The organism is Sulfurimonas sp., from assembly GCF_026988655.1.
Classification (GTDB): Bacteria; Campylobacterota; Campylobacteria; order Campylobacterales; family Sulfurimonadaceae; genus Sulfurimonas.
This window is the reverse complement of the sequence record NZ_JALSKT010000043.1, coordinates 15442-36416: the sequence shown is the minus strand read 5'-3', so window position 1 is coordinate 36416 and position 20975 is coordinate 15442. Positions and strand designations below refer to the sequence as shown.

Here is a 20975-nt window from a genome sequence, read left to right as displayed (position 1 = left end):
TTACTTATAGTCTAAAGTAAATGCAATATCAACATCTTGCCAAGTTTTACCCTGATGTAAGGCATAGCATGCTTTATTTATTGACTTAAGAGAAGAAAGCATAGCAAAATCAGCTAAATCGATAGTACCTTTTGCTGTAATTTTTCCATTTTTTGCTGTATAACTCATCGGAATATCTAAAGATTTTTCATTCATTGTAATTTTTGCAACAAGAGTTTTTTTATCAACCTTGATTATCTTTGCTTCAATCTTTTTTACATTTTGAACATCAAAGAATTTAGAAACAAGCTTAATATCTCTACCTTTATTACCACTATTGACGCTAGAAGTATTGATCGTTGCTGTTGCATTTGAGAGTAAACCTACAATAGTGTCATTTTTATTCGTTGTAACTTTAACAACATCAAAAACACCACTAACACCTTTTTTTGCATAAGTTTTAAACGCAGTAAATTTTACTGAAGAGTTTTGAATTTCATAAGCAGATAAAGAAGCTGCTAATACTAATGAAGCGAGGAGAATTTTTTTCATGAAGAATCCTTTTTAAATATTCTTGTTAATATAGCATTTTTTTTAAAAATCTAAAGTTAATTGTGTTTGCTTCACCAAAGGTTTATCAAGAATCGACTTATCTACACCAACAAGTAAAGCAAAATGAAATGAATTGGCTTTAAGTATACTCTTTATCTCATCTTCGTACCTGTAAATAAAAATATTTTGACTATCTGAATCTATACTACTTTTATAAGAGAGAGGTATAAGATGAATGATTTTTGCCCAACATGCTTGTGATTGCAAGAATGAAATTTCATTAGAAATTAATGCAGAACTTTTTTCAAAGATTAACACTTTGTCGCTTGTACCAAACTCTTTTATTTCAAAATTTTTATTTGTAAAAACAGCTTCAAAGTGCTCTATAGGGGTAAATTTACGGAGTCTAAAGTTTATCTTTAAACTTTTAAATAAATAGAGTAATTTTTCGAGGTAGGGCATAAAAAATGGTGAGATTAATTGCCTTTCGTAAAAAGTATTATCGTAAATAAAAGAGGTTTCAAATAGTGTCTGTTCAACAATATTTATACTATTAGCTGGAGCTTTTGGAAGTTTTTTTGTATTTGTAAAAATATCTTTACTTGTCAGGGCAGGACTAAATAATATGATTGAACCTGATTCTATATTAGATAGCATTTTAAATATAGCTTTTATATCGCCATGTAGTACAACAAAATTTGGCTCTGTAACAACCTGTAGTGCAAGTTTTAAAATTATTTCATCGCATTCATAGACTGTAGTTTCTTTATTTATTAATTCAAAACGTAAAAGTCTTTTAAGAGCATCTTCAAGATCTTTGACTTTTATCCAAGCTATTTCACTATCTGTAATTTGGGTAGGTTTATCAAAAATGACACCATAAGCACCATTGAAAATAGCCTCTTCAATCGTAGTCTCATCAAAAGCAATAAAAAGGTCACCCCGTCTTACAGCTTTAGCTTCAAATATGATATTTGTGAAATTATTTACAAATGGAGAGTTTATTAGTTCCCCATTTATAAGTGCTAGAGTGTTTTCAAGTCTCATCCAATAGGTGTACCTGCTTTTTTAGGTTTTTCTGGTCTAACCAGACATAAACCATCTTCATCTTTTGCTGCAAGAAGCATTCCTTCACTCATCATTCCCATCAGTTTCGCAGGTTTTAGGTTTGCTACAACACACACTTGCGTATTGAGTAAATCTTGCGGAGAATAAAATTCTTTAATACCGGCAACAACTTGACGGGGAGATGCTTCACCCAAATCAACTTGAAGTTTAAGAAGTTTTTTACTTTTTGGAACTTCTTCAGCTTCAATAACAGTTCCTACCTTTAGTGAAGTTTCAAAAAACTGTCCAATCTCAATAAGATTATCATCCTCTTTTTTAGATTTTTCTTTTGGATTGTTATCTTCTTTAATAGTTTGAGGCTCAGCTTTTGGTGCTTCTTCCATTAATGGCTCTTCCACACGAGGAAAAAGAGGAGGGACTTTTTTAATATTAAATAGTTTTAATAGTTTTTTATCTACAACAAGCTCTTTATAACTCGCAGTATTGATCTCAAAAGAGAGTGCATCGGCTATAATATTTGTAGTTTTTGGCATAATAGGATGAAGCATAATAGCGGCTTTAGCCAAGATGTTAGCAACAACTGCAACTGTTGCTAGTGCTTCATCTTTTTGTCCATTTTTCATTTTTGCCCATGGTTCATACTCTTGTATAACACCATTACCAATAGAAAAAAGTTTCCACAGTTCTTCAAGATACCTATGGGTTTGAAGGTTTTTTAAAAATGTATCAAGAGAGTCTAAAATAACATTCATATCTGAGATTTCTTTTGCATGATATTTTTCAACATCTACGCTATCTATTTCAAAATCAGAATATTTTCCACTCATACCGATAATACGGTTGAGAAGATTTCCAAGATCATTACTCAGTTCTGAATTAATTCTATCTATAAACGCACGTTGAGAAAAATCACCATCTTGACCAAAAGGAACTTCTCTGAGCATAAAGTATCTAAGGTTTTCAACACCATAAGCATCAGCAACCTCTTTTGGAGAGACTACATTTCCTTTTGATTTACTCATTTTTTCGCCATCTCTTGTCCACCATCCATGCGCACCAATGTGCTTTGGAAGTGGTAAATCTAAGCTCATTAAAAATGCAGGCCAATAGATAGCATGAAAACGTAGGATATCTTTTCCTACAAAATGAATATCTGCAGGCCAATAATTCATTTTTTCTTCATCACTGCCATATCCAAGTGCTGTAATATAGTTTAAAAGTGCATCAAGCCAAACATACATAACATGTTTGTCATCCCCGATACTTTTTGGCATTTTCACACCCCAACTAAAAGAGGTACGTGTAACAGAAAGATCTCGTAAACCACCTTTTACAAAATTTACCACTTCATTTGCACGAGAACGAGGCATAATAAACTCAGGATTTTCTTCATAATGCTTTAGAAGTTTATCCTCATATTTTGAAAGTTTGAAAAAGTAACTCTCTTCTTTTACAACACTGGTAGTTCTACCACAGTCTGGACAAAATTCACCATCTACAAGCTGCGTTTCAGGAAAAAATGTCTCACAACTAACGCAGTAATGACCTTCATAAAAGTCCTTATAGATATCACCTTTGGCATACATAACTTCAAAAGCTTTTTGTACACCACGCATATGCTCTTCGTCTGTTGTGCGGATAAATTTATCATAACTTATCTCAAATTCATCCCAAAGGTTTTTAAAAGTAGCACTGATTTCATCTGCAAATTGCTGTGTAGGTTTACCAGCTTTTTCTGCTGACTCTTCTATCTTTTGACCATGTTCATCTGTTCCTGTTAAAAAGAAAGTATCTTCACCTTTTAATCTTTCGTAGCGTGCCACAGTGTCTGCAATGAAAGTTGTGTAAGCATGCCCAATATGAGCCTCTCCATTCACATAGTATATAGGTGTTGTAATATATTTGCTCAATTTTTTGTCCTGTATAAATATTTAATGTATTTTATCTAAAATGTTTTGTCTTGCCAATAGGCTAAAACTCAAATCCGCCTGTTTCACCTTTTGACATACTGTTGTAAACGGCCTTAACATACTCGTCTCGTAATTCACAACCGAAGTAATGCTCACAAGCACTACAACTTTTATGAGCTTTTTCTTCTTGACAAGCTTGAATTTTGATGATCATCTCATCAAGATAAAGTTCAAACTTATCCTTAGGCTTCTCATGCATTTTTTGCATAAACTTCTTTTACTCTTTTTACTTCATATTTTGAGCCGAAAAAACAAGGAGAAGTATCATGAATATGTCCATGACCTAAAGTCATCAAATCATCCGAACCGTTGATAGCTTCACCGCCTGCTATTTTATAGATAAAAGCAAATGGGAAAACTTCAAAAAGACGACGCAACTTACCTTCTGGTTTATCACTTGTAGCTGGGTAACTAAAAAGTCCACCACCTTTAAGTAAAATTTGGTGAAGATCTGGAACCATTCCACCAGAATAACGAAGACGATAACCCTCAGCAAAAAAACCATCAATCATCTCTTTATGATACTTTTCCCAATTTTGTTGTGTTCCACCTGGAGCCATCAACTTACCTTTTTCTGTAAGTCTAATCTCTTTAACAAATTCAAAGTCGCCAGCTTGTAAAAGATAGAGTTTAGCTTTATTTTGGGCAAAAACCATTTCAACACGGGGACCATAAACCACATAACAAGCTGCCACCATATTTTTTGTACCAAAATCATTTTCATATATTCCAAAAATTGAACCAACACTTAAGTTCACATCCACAAGTGATGAACCATCAAGAGGATCATAAGCGATGAAGTATTTTCCATCTTCATGTAAAAGTTCTGCATGCTGTTTCTCTTCACTTGCTATTGTATGAATAGAAGCAACCTTTGAAAATTCCTCTTCAATAATCATATCACATTTGATATCAAGCTCTAGCTGCGTTTCACCAGAAGAATTTTCTTGCTGGGAATACCCAATATCTTTTACATCAATTGCATCTTTAATTCTTTTAGCACTTGTTTGTATCGCGTCAAATATATCTCTCATTCTCTATCCTTTGTTAAATTTGTTTTGCATTTTGTAATATCCAAGATATCACTTCATCTACTTCGTTTAGATTTAAAACATCTACTGCGTTTGGAATGTTGTATTGCTTTATGTCAATTGTATTATCTATTGCTAAAGCATTCATATATGGAAAATAATCCTTATCTATAGTATCTCTAAAGACACTTATTCGTGGTAATGGAAGATTTTTTAAGCCTTCAACCAATAAAATATCAAATTGATCAAAAAGTCTTACCATATCTTCAAGTTCTGAATGTCGGTTGGAAAAGTAAGTCGTTCGATTTGGTGAAGTCACAATAACTTCAGCACCGGTATCACTAAACTTGTAACTATCTTTTCCCTCCACATCAAAACGGGCTTTATCTTTTGGATCATGTTTGACAATGGCAACTTCAAGTTTATGTTCATGAATGAACTTGCGAGCTACTTTTAGGATTAAGGTAGTTTTTCCACTGTTTGAAGGTCCTGTAAATGCAACGGCTAATCTTTTTTTCAATGTCAGACTTTAATTTAAATTTTAATCAATTATACAAAAGAAGAGTTTAATAAGATATAATTCTCAAAAAAATAAGGCCTAAAATGAGAACTTTTTTTATATTTTTTGCATTAACCGTTATATTCAGTGCTTGTGCACATAAAAGTGCCTTCGAAGATTTTAACATTACGAAAGAGCAAGCATTAAGTGAAGATGTCATACAAAGCTCAAAAATTCAAACAGAAGATAAAGTTATAGGAATCGTTTCTGCAATATATCTCAATAAAGTTAGAGCAAAAAAATACAAAGATAATGAATTTTTTTACATTTCTTTATACATTAAAAAAGAATATTCACAAGATGTTAATTTTTTACTGAATAATAAAAAACCTATAAAAGTTGAAAAGCTTAATGCAAAAAATGAATTTATTTCACTAACATCATCCAAAGCACAATGGCTCAGGTATTATAAGCTTGTATTTCCTAAAGAGAGTAACTTACTGCGTTTAGAAGTCAAAAGTAAAGAAGGTAGTTCTGGGAAAATGATTTTTAAAAAAGAAGAGTAGTATAAATATTTTGTCTTTTTTCGACAAAATATTTATTGAGCTTACAAATTGTAAAGAAGAGAACTCAATACAACTATAAGCACCTGTAAAACGACTATGATGATTAAAGGAGCAAAGTCAAGACCATTTATATCCGTTCTCATAAATCGTCTTACGAAGCTATATGCTGGGTTTGTAACTTTATATAAAAATTGTACAATTGGATTGTAAGGGTCTGGGTTTACAAAACTTAAAAGAGCTCCAATAATGATAACCCATATATAAACATTAATAAGTGAAATAAATATTCCGCCGAGTCCTTGTATAATTTCTATTAGTGCATTCATTTAATAATCTCCATAAGATAATTTTTTAGATATTTATAAACTTTAGAAATATCTGGTCCATGTTCCGCATTTGTTAAAAGTAGATACAATAGGTTTACAAGATATTTTTCTTTCACTCCTGTTTCTTTGATAAGATAATCTTTAAAGTCATCATATTCTTCAAAGTAGGGTGCTGTTTTAATTGTTTTTGAGATAAGAACAGCTTGCTCTTCAAACTTCTTAGGAATATTTCTTTTTTCAAAGATAGGCATTATTTTAGATTTTAACTCAAGCGTAGTATTTACTTCATCAAGATAAAGACGAGCGAGTTCTCCTATCTCAGCATCAGCAAAACCCACATAACGAGAAAGCTCTTTAGCTTGCATCGCTTTTAAGTATTCTTTATTTATATGCTTCAATCTGTCAATATCAAAATGGGTAGGGTTCTTTGATACTCTATCAAGAGTGAACCACTCTACTACTTCTTCTAAGGTAAAGAGCTCTTTTGGTGCTTCATAGCAAGTTGATATTAGATAATTTGATATTGCTTCTGGCAAATATCCTTCTTCGAGTAAGCGTTTAACACTTAAGAGGTCACTACTTTCCTTTTTAGAAAAGGAAGGAAGATGAGCGTATTCAATCTTTTTATTATACCCAAGAGTATTTCTAACATGCTCTTGTTTAGGGGAGTTATTTATCTGCTCTTCACTGCAAATAATAATGGAAATATCACTAAGCATATCGTCTACTGCACAAGCAAAATTATATGTAGGTGTTTTGTCTTGATGCATGATTACAAAACTATCTACTTTATCTGGGCTAAATGTAACTTTACCTTTTATACGATCATCTATAACAATAGGCTCATCTGGTCTATTGATACGAATAGTAAATGGATTTGTATTATCTATGACGAGTTCTGCTGGAAGGTTTCTACAAGCATCATCATAGTTATATGTCTTATTAGCAGCTTTTGCTTCTTGACGTTTATTTTGGAGCCAAGCTACAGAACAAAAACATGCAAATGCTTTTTTCTCATGTAAAAGCTGTAACGCCATAGCCGAATGAAATTTAAAATTTTGACTTTGGTAAATAACTTGAGAATGTGTAATTCCAAATAGACCTAAAATATCTAAAATTTCTTGATCTTTTCCTTCAATGTTTTTGTGCTTATCAGTATCTTCAATACGAACAATTAAATCTTCTTTTTTTTGTTTAGCTACAATATAATTGAGTAGGACGATTCTTAAGTCTTCTATAGACATATCAGTAGTAGGACTTTGTGCAAATCTTAACATTAAAATTCCTAAAAATATTTTTCGTGATTTTAGCAAAGTTTAGATTAATTTATGATTTAAAGTTTGATTTTTTAAGTAAGTAAATGGTGACCCCGAGGAGAATTGAACTCCTGTAACATGGATGAAAACCATGGATCCTAACCGCTAGACGACGGGGCCATTGAAGAAAGTGTATCAACTTATTTGTTGAGCCGAAATTATATAGAAATTAATCTTAAAAAAAGATTAATTTCATGTAAAATCAAATTAAAAATTATTGATCGTAAAAACTACGCAATGCTCTAATAATTACGGCATTTTTAGAGATGCTTTCTGCTTTTGCATTATCATTAACTGTTTCATATAGATCTAAAGGAAGAGAAATTGAAAATGTTTTTGTTTCAATTTTTTTCTTTTTAGCCACCATAGATACAACACTTCCAAGAAGCTCAATGATTTTTTTCGTATCAATTGGTTTTTGTATGAAGCTATTTACACCAACTTCAATTGATTCAGATATTTTTTCCATATCATTGCTTGCAGAGATAACGATGATAATTTGTGAAGGATTAATTTCACGTATTTTACGTGAAAGTTCAATACCGTCCATACCTGACATGATAATATCTACAAATACAACATCAGGTTGTTTTTGTTTATATATTTTTAAAGCTGAATCGCCATCAAAACATGAATCTACTTCGGCAAAAAAGTTTTTAAAAGTTGAACTCAAAAGTTCATTTGTTACTTTTTCATCTTCTACTACCATTGCAGTGAGTTTTTTTGTTTGTTCTGTTAATTGAATTAAATCTAAATTGCTACTCATTATATTTCCCTTGTATAAATTGATAATGAAAGTATATCATAAAAATAGTAAATAACATTAACAATATGCAACAATATGTTATTTTGTTTTAAATTTATCCAGCCATTCTATGTCCGGCTCTTTAATAGTTTCTTTTTGATCTAGAAGGTTACCAATAATCTCTTTTAATGTGTTTTCATCCATAAACTCTAGTAGTTCAGGATTTATAGAAGTCTTATGAATACCCTCATAGCTATTTAAAAGGTTTTGAATATCTTTAATAAGTTGTGCTTTACGAGTCATTTATTTTATTCCTTTCTTTAATAATCTAGAAGTTGATGTGATATTTATATTAAATAATATATACACTAGGGGAAATATACGTATTGGTTAACATAATGTAAATTCTATTGAAAAATAGTAGGTGTAAGATAAGCCGAGTTTTGTAGTGATAGTATTAATCTACTGCACATCTTACGACGTACCTCCAGCGAAACAATAGCAATGTAAGACGCTAACCATTTGTTTCTTGCTGCCATGTTGGGTTTACAAGCTCTCTATGTTACCATAAAGACTGGTGGTCTCTTACACACACCTTTTCACCTTTACTATTTTTAGTTCGCTAAAAGTTAGAAAAATGCCGATAGCATTTTTATGCTTTAGTGCCTTAGCGGCTAGCGAAAGATATTTGGGCTTATGCTCAAATATCGGCTAATAATAGCAGTTTAATCTCTGTTGCACTTTCCCTCGCATTACTACGGCCATTAGTTAAATGGAACACTGTCTTACAGCAGCTCGGACTTTCCTCTTGTATCTCAAAATACAAGCACTATCTCTTACACCTGTGAAATTATACAGAAAATACTTGAATAATAACTAATAAACAAGTGTTCATATATCTAAGCCTTTAGATGAACAAGTGTTCATCTAAATATAAGCTTATATTAACGATTGTTCATCTATAATTACAATCATATTAACAAATGTTCACTTAAAGACAAAAAGGAGCTTGAAATGCCACAAAATAGGGATACTCGAGTAAAAAATGGAACTAAAGATAAAATATTAAAAGTGGCGACTACCCTCTTTTCACAGTATGGCTATAAGGGAGCTAGTGTGAGAAAAATTGCAGCAGCAGTAGGTATTAGAGAGAGTGCCATTTATAATCATTACACAAATAAAGAAGAAATATTTCTCGAAGTTGCAAAAAATATATTTGCTTCCCCTTTTAGTATGAAAGAAGATGAAATAAAAGAATTGGCATCACGAGGAAAACCATTTTTACAAAAGTTTACTACCCAATATAAGATGCTTACTTTTGACAAAAGTAATGAAAACATGTTTAGATTACTTATGATAGAACTCATGCAAAATCAAAATATTAGAGAGCAATTTATGAGTGAATTTCACGATAAAAATATTAAACAATTATCAGAAGGTTTTTTTGTAATGATGCAAAACTCTCTCATTGCTTCAGGAGATCCAATGTTAGTTGCATATGAGTTTATAAGCACCCTCTTCTACATTCGTTTACAGGTCACCTTATTGCGTTTTGATGAATATTCTACAAATGCTTTATCAACTCAGTTTGAAAAACATGTAGATTTTTTTTGGGAAAGTATAAAAATATAATATTAATAAGTATTAGATACTAAATAATATTAATAAAAGAATTTAAAAAAAAGCAGTTCTTTAAAAGAACTGCTTTACTATCTAAGAATTAAATAACTATTTAGTTCCCATTGCATCTAAAGCATATGCTTTACCAAGCGCATACGCTTTTTTATTAGCTTCATGAACTTTTGTAGGTACTTTAGAAAGCATAGTTTCTATGAGTGACTCTTCTGGTAAAACATCAGTCATTGTATTTGTTATCGCTAAAGCAACAACAGATTGAGTAATAACATTACCAACCTCTTCTTTTGCAATAGTAATAATAGGAATCTCAATGATTTCCCATGTCTTTCTATCTTCATCTGTTGGGTGAACAAGATTTGGATCAACTACTATTTTATTACCAGGTCTCACACCACTTTTAAATTGGTGATATGAAACGTCTGCAACAGAAAGCATGAAATCAATCTCACCTTCATTCGCATATGGATAACGGATTTCATTGTCATCAAGAGTGATATCAACAACCGTCGCACCACCACGAACTTGTGAAGTATAAGTAGCAGTTTTTAGCCCAAATCCACCATTTTTGATTTTACAAGCAGCCATAATCTCACCAGCGAGAAGAACACCTTGTCCTCCTACACCAGTAAATCTTAAAGTATGTCTCATCTATTGCTCCTTATATTTTTTTCTCAAAGTCATCTTGAGTGATTTTAGGACGTTGACCCTGTGCAGCTTTTTGAATTTCTTTGTACATATCGCAATACTCTTCTTGTTCAACTTCTCTTAATACACCTGTCGGGAAAATATTAAGTTGTTCTTCTTCAGAAAGTGCTTCCCACTTTTTAAGAGGAAGAGTAATATCGTCAATCCATTTAAGGTTATCCATAGCTGAAACCATTTTGTTTTTACGTCCAAGATTAATATGACAGTTAGAGAAGATATCTAAAAATGAAAAACCTTTATGAGAAAAACCTTTTACAAGAATTTTTTCAAGCTTTTTAGGGTCTGTCATAGACTCACGAGCAACAAAAGAAGCTCCTGAACCAATAGCTAACTTACAAGCATCAAAAGTTGGGTCAATGTTACCATTCTTTTGAGAAACAGTCCACATACCACGAGGAGTTGTTGGAGATGTTTGTGAGTTAGTAAGACCATAAATAAAGTTGTTAATCAAAATAAAATTCAAATCAATATTTCTTCTACAGCCATGAATAGTATGATTACCACCAATAGCAAGTCCATCACCATCACCAGCAACAACAATAACATGTGCATGAGGCTTAGCAAGTTTTATACCAGTAGCATACGCAACTGTACGACCATGTGTTGTGTGAACAGTATTACAATCAATATATGAAGAAAAACGACCAGAACATCCTATTCCAGAAACGATACAAACTTCATTCATATCCCAACCCATTTTTTCAATTGCACGAATTGTTGCTTTTAAAATAACACCATCACCACAACCCCAACACCAAAGTGTTGGCATTTTGTTTACACGTAAATATTTATCATAATTAAATGCCATTAAATCATCTCCTTAACTTTTGCTACCATTTCAGCAGGTGCGATTGGACGACCATTCGCTTTTAGTAGTGTTGTGAAATCATTACGTTTAATTACACGTTCAATTTCTTTGGAATATTGACCCATATTAAGTTCAGTAACCATAATTCTATTCTCGAATTTTTTACCAATTTCTTCTAAACGATTTATTGGACTTGGCCATAACATAATTGGTCTAAAAAGTCCTGCTTTAATACCTTCTGAACGAAGTTTTTTTACAGCTTCATATGCACCAAGAGCAATTGATCCATAAGCGATAATACAGATATCTGCATCTTCTAAATCAACTTCTTCATAATCTGGTAAATCATCAAGACCATTGTTTTCTAAATGAACAGTGTTAATTTTCCCAACAAGACGTTCGATATTAAATTCACATTGTTGTGCATCTTCAGTTGGAAAACCTTCGTCACCATGGTGAAGACCAGTAATGTGATACTTATAGCCTTCAAACATTGGGTTTAGTACTGCAGGTTTATTCATCTCAGCTTTATATGGTTTATAATCAGCTGGATCACCATGGAATTTTTCACGATTTACATTGCTTGCTTCTATCTCTTCAATATCTGGGAGATCTGCTTTACCATGCATGTGACCAATAGTCTCATCTAAAAGCATGAAAACAGGAGTCATATATTTTTCGGCTAAATTAAATGCACGAACTGTTTGTGTATAACACTCAGTAAGAGAACCAGCACATAATGTAATTGAAGCATAGTCACCATGTGTAGGATACTGTGCTTGTCCAATATCTGCTTGAGAAACACGAGTTGGAAGACCAGTTGATGGACCACCACGCATAACATTTACAATTACCAATGGAATTTCAGCAATAAATGCAAGACCGATTTGTTCAGCTTTTAGAGAAATTCCAGGACCTGAAGTTGCTGTAAACGATTTAGTACCAGCCATTGAAGCACCTAGTGCAGCTGAAATACCAGCAATTTCATCTTCCATTTGAATAGCAGTCCCACCAACTTTTGGTAAAAGGTCTGAAACAGAATGCATTACTTCTGATGATGGAGTAATAGGATACCCACCAAAGAATCTTGCACCAGCATCTACTGAAGCTTTTGCAGCTAATTCATTACCAGTCGAGATAACTTCTCTCATTATTTAGCTCCTTTTTGTTTTATAGACATAAAGTTGTTAGCAACAATCTCTTCTTGTCTTTTTTTAGCTTCGTCAGTTAACTTAGCAAAACTTAGCCCAGCGGCTTTGAGTTCTTTTCTGTCTGCTACGTAGATAGCAAAATCCGGACATGTGAGTTCACATTCGTTACATCCTATACAAGCTTCTGGATAGTCGATTGAAATCATCGCTCCCAGTGTTGATGTCGGATCATATACCATTCCTAATACACCTGTAGGACAAACAGATACACATATGTCACATGCTTTACAATTATTTGTATTTATCCATACTGGCTGATTACCTGGGTTTTCAGTTTTAAACGTTCCCATTTATTCTCCTATTCTTGAGATACAAATTAATCGTGTTAATTAGTTTGCATTAAATATTATATCTAATTTTGATTTATTTTATTATTAAACTTGATATGGATAGTAATTTTTTTTATATTGATGGTTACATCTTCAAAGTAATATAAAAAATTTATTTTAAAAAAAAATGACATTTAAAAATCAAACAATAATAATAAAATTTAATATAAAAATCTAAAAAGAGCTTTAATATAGGGTATTGTGAGGAAAAAATATAAAATTAAAAAAAGAAGTATTCCCCAATAATTGAGGAATACTTAATATACTAAAATAGTATCTTAGTAGGTGAGTTTAGTTAGAAAAAAAGATTACTTATTTGCCAATACTTCAGCTATAGCTTTTCCAATTTCAGCAGGTGAAATAACAACTTTTACTCCAGCCGCTTCAAGAGCTTCCATTTTTTCTTTTGCTGTACCAGCAGAGCCAGAAACAATCGCACCAGCATGCCCCATAGTTTTACCTTTAGGTGCAGTTTGTCCTGCAATAAATGCAACAACAGGTTTTGTAATCTGTTCTTTGATTAGTTTAGCTGCTTGAATTTCAAGATCTCCACCAATTTCACCAATCATAACGATTGCTTCAGTTTCAGGATCTGCTTCAAACATAGGTAATATTTGATTGTATGAAAGACCAATAATTGGATCCCCTCCAATACCAACTGCTGTAGAAATTCCATAACCTTCATTACAAACTTGGTTTGCACCTTCATATGTAAGTGTTCCTGACTTAGAAATAAGACCTACATTACCTTTTTTGAAAATCATTCCAGGCATAATACCTATCTTACACTCTTCAGCTGTAATAACACCCGGACAGTTTGGTCCAATTGTTTTCATATTGTGTTTAGTAGCGTAAGCTTTTGCCATTTGCATATCTTTAACTGGTGCACCTTCTGTAATAATTACAGCAAGTTCAATACCAGCCTCAGCAGCCTCCATTACAGCGTCACCAACAAAAGCAGGTGGAACAAAAATCATAGAAACTGTAGCGCCTGTCGTTTTTACAGCATCAGCAACTGTATTAAATACCGGCTTATCTAAATGTGTTTGTCCACCTTTATTTGGAGTAACACCACCAACGATATTAGTACCATAAGCAAGACATTGCTCAGCATGGAAAGAACCCTCTTTACCTGTAAAACCTTGAACGATTACTTTTGTATCTTTATTAACTAAAATTGACATTAATTATTCTCCTTTCGCTGCAGCTACTGCTTTTGCAGCACCGTCACCTAAGTCGTTACCAACTATAATATTTTTAATGTTTGCATTTTTAAGAATTTCAGCAGCTTCTGGTGCATTTGTACCATCAAGACGAACAATAACTGGTACATTAACATCAGTAATTTTAGTAGCTTCTAAAATACCATTAGCTATACGATCACAACGTACAATTCCACCGAAAATATTTACAAAAATTGCTTTAACTTTAGGATTTTTAAGAATAATCTCAAAACCTTTAGCAACAGTTTCTGCATTTGCACTACCACCAACATCTAAGAAGTTTGCCGGTGTTCCACCCATGTAGTTAATCGTGTCCATTGTTCCCATTGCAAGACCAGCACCGTTAACCATACAACCAATTTCACCATCTAAAGCAACATAAGAAAGACCATATTTAGCAGCTTCTACTTCGTCAGGATCTTCTTCAGACAAATCTCTCATCGCAGCAATTTCTGGATGACGTCCTAAAGCAGAATTATCAAATCCCATTTTCCCATCAAGTGCAATAAATTCACCCTTGCCTGTTTTTACTAAAGGATTGATTTCAATCATTTCAGCATCATTATCCATGTAAAGAGTATAAAGTTTTTTTGCAAAGTTTATAATATTTTTTTGTTCATCTTTGTCTGTAAGTCCTAAACCAAAAGCTAATTCTCTACCATGAAAACCTTGAAAACCAATAGTTGGATCAACAGGAACTGTAATGATTTTTTCAGGAGTGTTTGCAGCAACATCCTCAATATTCATACCACCTTCAGTTGATGCCATAATAAGAGGCATTTCTAACTTTCTGTCAAGAACAACTGAAAGATAAAGTTCTGATTGAATATCTGCTCCCTCTTCTATGTAAAGTTTTTGAACTAGTTTACCTTCAGCAGTCGTTTGATGAGTAACTAAAGTCATACCAAGAATTTCATTAGCAAGCTGTTCAACTTCCTCAAGACTTTTAGCCAGTTTTACACCACCACCAAGTCCACGTCCACCTGCATGAATTTGAGCTTTAACAACCCATACTGGACCACCTAACTCCTCTGCCGCTTTAACAGCATCTGCAACGCTTTCAACCATTATACCTTTTGGTGTTGGAACACCATATTTAGCAAAAATTTGTTTTGCTTGATATTCATGTACATTCATTTATTCTCCTTGTTTTAAATTAAATTATAATTACGCTTTAATAGCGTATAGTTTAGTTTATGTATCCTATCAGCTTTTAACTTAGGCCTTAGGTGCTATCATCTCTTCTGGTTTAACATATTCATCAAATTGTTCCGCTGTTAAAAGACCAAGTTCTATAGCAGTCTCTTTAAGTGTAGAATTATTTGCATGTGCTGTTTTAGCAATTTTAGCTGCATTTTCATAACCAATATATGGATTAAGTGCAGTTACTAGCATCAATGAATCATGTAAAAAGTGATCTATTCTAGCATTTACAGGTGTAATTCCTACCGCTGCATTATCATTAAATGATATGATAGAATCACTTAGAAGACGAACAGATTGTAAAAAATTATATGCTATGACTGGTTTAAATACATTGAGTTCAAAGTTACCTTGACTAGCTGCAAAACCTATGGTGGCATCATTACCCATAACTTGGCATGCAACCATTGTGACAGCTTCACTTTGAGTAGGATTAACTTTACCTGGCATAATTGAACTTCCTGGTTCATTTGCTGGAATTTCAATTTCTCCAAGACCACAACGCGGACCCGAAGCCAACCATCTAACGTCATTAGCAATTTTCATCATATCTGCTGCAAGTGCTTTAAGCGCTCCATGCGCAAAAACAAGTGCATCGTGAGATGTTAATGCGTGAAATTTATTAGGAGCTGTAATAAAATCATGACCGGTGAGTTCGCTAAGTTTTTTAGCTACTCTTTCACCTAGTTCAGGATGTGCATTAAGTCCAGTACCAACAGCAGTTCCACCAAGAGCTAATTCACGAACTGCTTCAAGTGAATCTTTTGCCATTTTTTCACACTTATTAAGCATTTCTACCCAACCACTAATCTCTTGACCTAGTGTTAAGGGAGTAGCATCTTGAAGATGGGTACGACCGATTTTAACAATATCGCTAAAAGCTTCACTTTTTGCTTGTAATGTTGCTTTTAACTTTGCAATTGCAGGTAATAAAGATTCTTCAACTGCTATAACAGAAGCAACATGAAGCGCTGTAGGGTAAGTATCATTTGAACTTTGTGATTTATTTACATCATCATTAGGGTGAACAAGTTTTTCAACTCTAAAATCACCACCCAATATTTCAGTTGCACGATTTGCAAGGACCTCATTATTGTTCATATTCGACTGTGTGCCTGAACCAGTCTGCCATACTACTAGGGGATAGTTGCCATCAAGTTTTCCTGCTAGCATATCATCAGCTGCAGCTGCAATAGCATCAGCTTTTTTAGCATCTAATTTACCAAGGTCTTTATTTACTAAAGCAACTGCTTTTTTTAGGTATGAAAAGGCACGAGTTATCTCATATGGCATCTTTTCTTCGCCAATCTTAAAGTTCTGAATTGAACGTTGCGTTTGTGCAGCCCAATATGCATCAACAGGTACTTCTATCTCACCCATTGTATCTTTTTCTATACGAGTAGCCATATTTTAGTTTCCTTCAAAAAATTTATTTTCATTAAGTGTTTGAATCAAGTCACCAACAGAGTCACATGATTTTTTAAACATAGCCTCTTCTTTTTCATTTAGTGTTACTTCAATGATTTTTTCTGCACCTTTTGCACCTAGCATAACAGGAACTCCAGATACTACATCTTCGTAACCATACTCACCTTCTAAGAATACCGCACATGGGTGAATTTGTTTCGTGTCTTTCAATATAGCATCTACCATAATAGCAGCAGATTTTGCTGGAGCATAGTACGCTGAACCAGTTTTTAAATAACCTACAATCTCAGCACCACCATGACGAGTACGATCAACAATTTCATCAATCTCATCTTGAGTTAATACATCATTTAATGGTACACCAGCAACAGTTGAGTATCTCGGTAATGGAACCATATCGTCTCCATGTCCACCCATAACTGAAGCACGGATTTGACCACCACCATAGCCAAGTTTTTCCTGAATAAACGCAGCCATACGAGAACTATCAAGTATACCTGCCATCCCGATAACTCTACTTCTATCAAATCCACTCTCTTTAAGTGCTACATATGTCATAGCATCTAGTGGATTAGAAACCATAATAATAATTGCTTGAGGAGAATACTTAGCAACGCCCTGTACTACTTCTTTGGTAATATTTGCATTAATCATCAATAAATCATCACGACTCATTCCAGGTAATCTAGGACTTCCCGCAGTTATAACAACAACATCACAATCAACTAAATCTGACATATCTTCTGCAACACTTACAACTGTATGACTTCTTACAGCTGAAGCTGCTTGAGACATATCTAGAGCCTTACCTTTTGCTACATCTATTTTATTGTCACGAAGAATTATCTCATGACAAGAACCTAACATTGCTAATGAATATGCTACAGTTGCACCAACATTACCAGCACCAATAATTCCTACTCTTTTTCCTTGACTCATTTATGCTCCTTAATATTAAATACTATGGCATTTATATGAAATACACTTAAACAATATGTGCTAACACATAACACTTAAGTATACTCAATGCCAAATTAACAATACTACATGCGACAATTCGCATATAGTACAACAGAACTATTGATTATATAGCGTCAATAATTGCGTTTAATGTTGCAGAAGGACGCATAGCTTTTTCTGCTTTTGCATCATCTGGATGGTAATACCCACCAATATCTTGAGGATTACCTTCTACTGAAAGTAATTCTTCTATAATTTTATCTTCATTTTCTACTAAAGCAGCAGCAACAGGAGCAAATTTAGCAGCTAATTCTGCATTATCACCCTCTGCAAGTGCTTTTGCCCAATACTGAGCTACATAAAAATGAGAAGCTTTGTTGTCTGGTTGTCCAACTTTTCTACCTGGTTCTTTAGAGTTATCAAGGTATCCTTCATTTGCAGCATCAAGTGCAGCAGTAAGAGCAGTCAATTTTGCATCAGAATGTTTGCGACCTAAGAAACGTAATGACTCAGCTAGCGCTAAAAATTCACCTAAAGAGTCCCAACGAAGATGACCCTCTTTTAAGAACTGATCAACATGTTTTGGAGCAGATCCACCAGCACCAGTTTCATATAAACCACCACCAGCTAATAAAGGAACGATAGAAAGCATTTTCGCAGATGTTCCAAGCTCTAAGATTGGGTACATATCTGTTAAGTGGTCACGTAAAACATTTCCTGTAACTGCAATAGTGTTTTCACCTTTACGAATGCGCTCATTTGTAAAACGAGTTGCACTAGTTACATCCATTATTTGGATATCTAATCCAGTTGTATCGTGATCAGCCAAATAAGTATTTACTTTTTTAATCATCTCTGCATCATGAGCTCTATTTTCATCTAACCAAAATATTACAGGTACTTTTTCGATTTGACCACGCTCAACTGCTAAACGAACCCAGTCTTTGATTGGAATATCTTTTGCACGAGACATTCTCCATATATCACCTGCTTCACAATCAAATGCCATAAGTTCAGTGCCATCTTCAGCTGTTACAGTAACTTTTCCAGCTTCTGCTAATTCAAATGTTGTAGGATGAGAACCATACTCTTCAGCTTTTTGAGCCATAAGACCAACATTAGCCATTGAACCCATTGTGCTAACATCATATTGACCATTTTTAACACAGTCAGCTACCATTTCAGCATGAAACATTGCATATGTACTATCAGGGATAACAGCAACACACTCTACAGCATCACCTTTACGGTTCCACTGTTTCCCACCTTCACGTACAACAACAGGCATAGAAGCATCAATAATTACATCATTTGATGCATTGAAGTTCGTTGTTCCTTTATCAGAATCAACCATTGCTATTTCTGGGTTATCAGAATCAACAACAGCTTGGAAAGCAGCTTTTATTTCAGCTTCTTTTGGATGACCAGCTATTTTTTTCTCTAAGTCAGACATACCTTGATTAGGGTTAACATTAAGTTCTGCAAAAACATCTGCGTATTTGTCAAAGACTTCTTGAAAAAACACTGTAAATGCATGACCAAACATAATAGGGTCAGAGATTTTCATCATAGTTGCTTTCAAGTGGATAGACCATAAAACACCATTTTTCTTAGCGTTTTCTATACTTTTAGCGATAAATGATTTTAATTTAGCAACCGACATAAACGTACCATCAAGAACTTCTTTATCAAGTGCATCAATTGTTTTTAATTCTTTACCATTTAAAGCAATTGTTACTTTTTGAGCTTTATCCATAGTAACTGATTTCTCATTACCATAAAAATCTCCATCACCATTCATATGCGCTACATATGATTTAGGATTTTCTGGAAATGGTTTTAGTTTATGTGGATGTTTTTGAGCAAACTTTTTAACAGCTTTTGCAGCACGTCTATCAGAGTTACCTTCACGAAGGACAGGATTAACCGCAGAACCTAAACATGTACTATATTTAGCTTGTGTAGCTTTTTCATCGTCATTTGCTGGATTTTCAGGATAATCAGGAATATCAAAACCTTGACTTTGAAGTTCTGCGATACACTCTTTGAGTTGTCCCACAGAAGCTGATATGTTAGGAAGCTTGATAATATTTGCCTCAGGCTTAAGTACAAGCTCACCAAGTTTAGCAAGTTCGTCTTCTGCAAGACCCATTGTTGCAAGAACTCTCCCTGCTAAAGAGATATCTTTCTCTTCTACTTCTACGCCACCAGCAGTACAAAATTTTTGTACTATTGGTAATAATGAATAAGTTGCTAAAGCCGGAGCTTCATCAATTTTTGACCAAATGATTTTTGACATATATTGTCCTTGTGATTAGTTTGCATCCAAAGCTTAATTGGATTTTACAACTAAAATACTAGCATTAAGATAGGCAATATTTGCTTAGCTTGCAAAAACATTCTCGCTTATTTAGGATATGTTTCATTTTGTAGCATGCTTTATATTGCGTAAATGTGTAGAATAGTTACATGTGAAATCATGTGTCCCTTTTTTTGATTTCATAAAATATAAATAATTTGTTTTTTTAGGAAATATAGCTGATTGTATAGCCTCTATACTAACATTACAGACTGGAACAGGTGGTATTCCACTCATTTTATATGTATTGTAAATGCTCTTATCCTCCCTTATACGCTTAGGAGTAACCTTTACATGTGAATATTTTCCATAATTAAGTGTTCCATCCATCTGAAGCTTCATTTTCTTTCTAATTCGATTATAGATTACAGAACTAACAATAGGCATTTCTTCATTATTTGCAGATTCTTTTTGAATAATTGAAGCAATTGCTACATATTGAAACCATTTTTTTTGATTATATGTACCAAATATTTTTTTGGAAATTTCTCGCATTTTCCTATCGGATATCTTGAGAAGGATTTGTATCACTTTTTGTTCACTTAGACCTTTTGGTAATTTATATGTATTGGGAACAAGGGCGCCCTCTGGGATGGGAGAGAGATTTTTGAACTCTTGCCTTAGTTTTTCTGCATCAAGTCCAAGCTCTTTTGCTAGTTCTGATAAAAACACATAAGTTGTCTCTCCTGGTATAAGTGTTACATTTTGTAGAGCAGCTTTAGAAGTAGTAAGATTATACAAAAAATCTGCCTTAGTACTGTGTGTAGATTTTAAGTCTATCCAACCACTTTGCGGAGAACCGATGAAACGTAAAAGTATTGCATCTAATTTACACACATTTAAGTTATTTTTTTGCAATTGTGCTATAATTTTGTTTATCGAACCTTTTGGTATATATATGACTTGGGGGGTTACAATAGGCTTATTTAGGTAATACATGACTGATAACATCATTATTAATATTATTTCAAAAACATATTTTATAATAATCAGTTTTTTCTCTTTCATATTTCTCTTTTTTATAGTAACTTTTGTTGTTCTTCAAAATGGATTATATCT

General features: G+C 33.4%; 22 protein-coding genes, 1 tRNA gene and 1 other RNA gene. 2 read left to right on the top strand and 22 right to left on the bottom strand.

The window, feature by feature from the left end:
* From MV052_RS04125 to mobB, 6 genes are all read right to left on the bottom strand, one after another.
* Positions 1-531: a YceI family protein gene (locus tag MV052_RS04125; protein WP_297441233.1), complete on the bottom strand. Its 531-nt coding sequence runs from the start codon at positions 529-531 to the stop codon at positions 1-3.
* Between the two features lie 42 nt (positions 532-573).
* Complete coding sequence (locus MV052_RS04120) at positions 574-1578, bottom strand: hypothetical protein (protein ID WP_297441231.1); 1005 nt, start codon at positions 1576-1578, stop codon at positions 574-576.
* On the bottom strand, positions 1575-3509 hold the full coding sequence (gene metG, locus MV052_RS04115) for a methionine--tRNA ligase (protein ID WP_297441229.1): 1935 nt from the start codon (positions 3507-3509) through the stop codon (positions 1575-1577). The genes MV052_RS04120 and metG overlap by 4 nt, the downstream gene beginning before the upstream one ends.
* Before the next feature lie 61 nt (positions 3510-3570).
* A complete protein-coding gene (locus MV052_RS04110) occupies positions 3571-3768 on the bottom strand; it encodes a hypothetical protein (RefSeq protein ID WP_297441267.1) in 198 nt (65 codons plus the stop codon).
* On the bottom strand, positions 3761-4603 hold the full coding sequence (locus MV052_RS04105; protein ID WP_297441227.1) for a class 1 fructose-bisphosphatase: 843 nt from the start codon (positions 4601-4603) through the stop codon (positions 3761-3763). Before MV052_RS04105 ends, MV052_RS04110 begins: the two co-directional genes overlap by 8 nt.
* 13 nt (positions 4604-4616) lie before the next feature.
* Positions 4617-5120, bottom strand: a complete 504-nt coding sequence (gene mobB, locus MV052_RS04100) for a molybdopterin-guanine dinucleotide biosynthesis protein B (protein ID WP_297441225.1) — start codon at positions 5118-5120, stop codon at positions 4617-4619.
* Between the two features lie 83 nt (positions 5121-5203).
* On the opposite strand from mobB, the gene MV052_RS04095 reads away from it, so the two are divergent.
* Positions 5204-5665, top strand: coding sequence for a hypothetical protein (locus tag MV052_RS04095; RefSeq protein ID WP_297441223.1), 462 nt, complete (start codon positions 5204-5206; stop codon positions 5663-5665).
* A gap of 41 nt (positions 5666-5706) precedes the next feature.
* Here MV052_RS04095 and MV052_RS04090 read toward each other — a convergent pair whose 3' ends face one another.
* The 6 genes from MV052_RS04090 to rnpB form a co-directional block, all read right to left on the bottom strand.
* Entirely contained in the window at positions 5707-5991 is a 285-nt protein-coding gene (locus MV052_RS04090) for a YggT family protein (RefSeq protein WP_297441221.1), read from the bottom strand.
* Positions 5988-7268, bottom strand: coding sequence for a glutamate--tRNA ligase (gene gltX / locus MV052_RS04085; protein WP_297441219.1), 1281 nt, complete (start codon positions 7266-7268; stop codon positions 5988-5990). The genes MV052_RS04090 and gltX overlap by 4 nt, the downstream gene beginning before the upstream one ends.
* A gap of 84 nt (positions 7269-7352) precedes the next feature.
* A tRNA-Glu gene (locus MV052_RS04080) sits at positions 7353-7427 on the bottom strand.
* A gap of 94 nt (positions 7428-7521) precedes the next feature.
* Positions 7522-8073, bottom strand: a complete 552-nt coding sequence (locus MV052_RS04075; RefSeq protein WP_297441217.1) for a response regulator — start codon at positions 8071-8073, stop codon at positions 7522-7524.
* A gap of 78 nt (positions 8074-8151) precedes the next feature.
* Positions 8152-8355 (bottom strand): hypothetical protein, encoded by a 204-nt coding sequence (locus tag MV052_RS04070; RefSeq protein ID WP_297441215.1) that lies wholly within the window; start codon positions 8353-8355, stop codon positions 8152-8154.
* Between the two features lie 113 nt (positions 8356-8468).
* An RNA gene (gene rnpB / locus MV052_RS04065) (RNase P RNA component class A) lies at positions 8469-8898 on the bottom strand.
* 168 nt (positions 8899-9066) lie between these two features.
* Between rnpB and MV052_RS04060 the strand changes: the two genes are divergently transcribed.
* Positions 9067-9684 carry a TetR/AcrR family transcriptional regulator gene (locus MV052_RS04060; RefSeq protein ID WP_297441213.1) on the top strand — a complete coding sequence of 206 codons (618 nt, stop codon included), beginning with the start codon at positions 9067-9069 and terminating at the stop codon, positions 9682-9684.
* Positions 9685-9780: 96 nt separating this feature from the next.
* On the opposite strand, the gene MV052_RS04055 is transcribed toward MV052_RS04060, so the two are convergent.
* From MV052_RS04055 to mltG, 10 genes are all read right to left on the bottom strand, one after another.
* Entirely contained in the window at positions 9781-10338 is a 558-nt protein-coding gene (locus tag MV052_RS04055; RefSeq protein ID WP_297441210.1) for a 2-oxoacid:acceptor oxidoreductase family protein, read from the bottom strand.
* A 10-nt stretch (positions 10339-10348) separates the two neighbouring features.
* Positions 10349-11203 (bottom strand): 2-oxoglutarate ferredoxin oxidoreductase subunit beta, encoded by an 855-nt coding sequence (locus MV052_RS04050; protein ID WP_297441208.1) that lies wholly within the window; start codon positions 11201-11203, stop codon positions 10349-10351.
* Positions 11203-12354: a 2-oxoglutarate synthase subunit alpha gene (locus MV052_RS04045; RefSeq protein ID WP_297441206.1), complete on the bottom strand. Its 1152-nt coding sequence runs from the start codon at positions 12352-12354 to the stop codon at positions 11203-11205. Before MV052_RS04045 ends, MV052_RS04050 begins: the two co-directional genes overlap by 1 nt.
* Positions 12354-12704, bottom strand: coding sequence for a 4Fe-4S binding protein (locus MV052_RS04040; RefSeq protein ID WP_297441203.1), 351 nt, complete (start codon positions 12702-12704; stop codon positions 12354-12356). Before MV052_RS04040 ends, MV052_RS04045 begins: the two co-directional genes overlap by 1 nt.
* A 347-nt stretch (positions 12705-13051) precedes the next feature.
* Positions 13052-13927 (bottom strand): succinate--CoA ligase subunit alpha, encoded by an 876-nt coding sequence (gene sucD / locus MV052_RS04035; protein WP_297441201.1) that lies wholly within the window; start codon positions 13925-13927, stop codon positions 13052-13054.
* 3 nt (positions 13928-13930) lie between these two features.
* Positions 13931-15103, bottom strand: coding sequence for an ADP-forming succinate--CoA ligase subunit beta (gene sucC / locus MV052_RS04030; protein ID WP_297441199.1), 1173 nt, complete (start codon positions 15101-15103; stop codon positions 13931-13933).
* 81 nt (positions 15104-15184) lie between these two features.
* The gene (fumC, locus tag MV052_RS04025) at positions 15185-16576 is read right to left on the bottom strand and encodes a class II fumarate hydratase (RefSeq protein WP_297441198.1); all 1392 of its coding nucleotides are present in this window, start codon (positions 16574-16576) and stop codon (positions 15185-15187) included.
* 3 nt (positions 16577-16579) lie between these two features.
* A complete protein-coding gene (gene mdh / locus MV052_RS04020) occupies positions 16580-17536 on the bottom strand; it encodes a malate dehydrogenase (RefSeq protein WP_297441197.1) in 957 nt (318 codons plus the stop codon).
* A 145-nt stretch (positions 17537-17681) separates the two neighbouring features.
* On the bottom strand, positions 17682-19856 hold the full coding sequence (locus tag MV052_RS04015) for an NADP-dependent isocitrate dehydrogenase (protein ID WP_297441196.1): 2175 nt from the start codon (positions 19854-19856) through the stop codon (positions 17682-17684).
* A 123-nt stretch (positions 19857-19979) separates the two neighbouring features.
* Complete coding sequence (mltG, locus tag MV052_RS04010; protein WP_297441195.1) at positions 19980-20924, bottom strand: endolytic transglycosylase MltG; 945 nt, start codon at positions 20922-20924, stop codon at positions 19980-19982.
* Positions 20925-20975 lie beyond the last annotated feature (51 nt).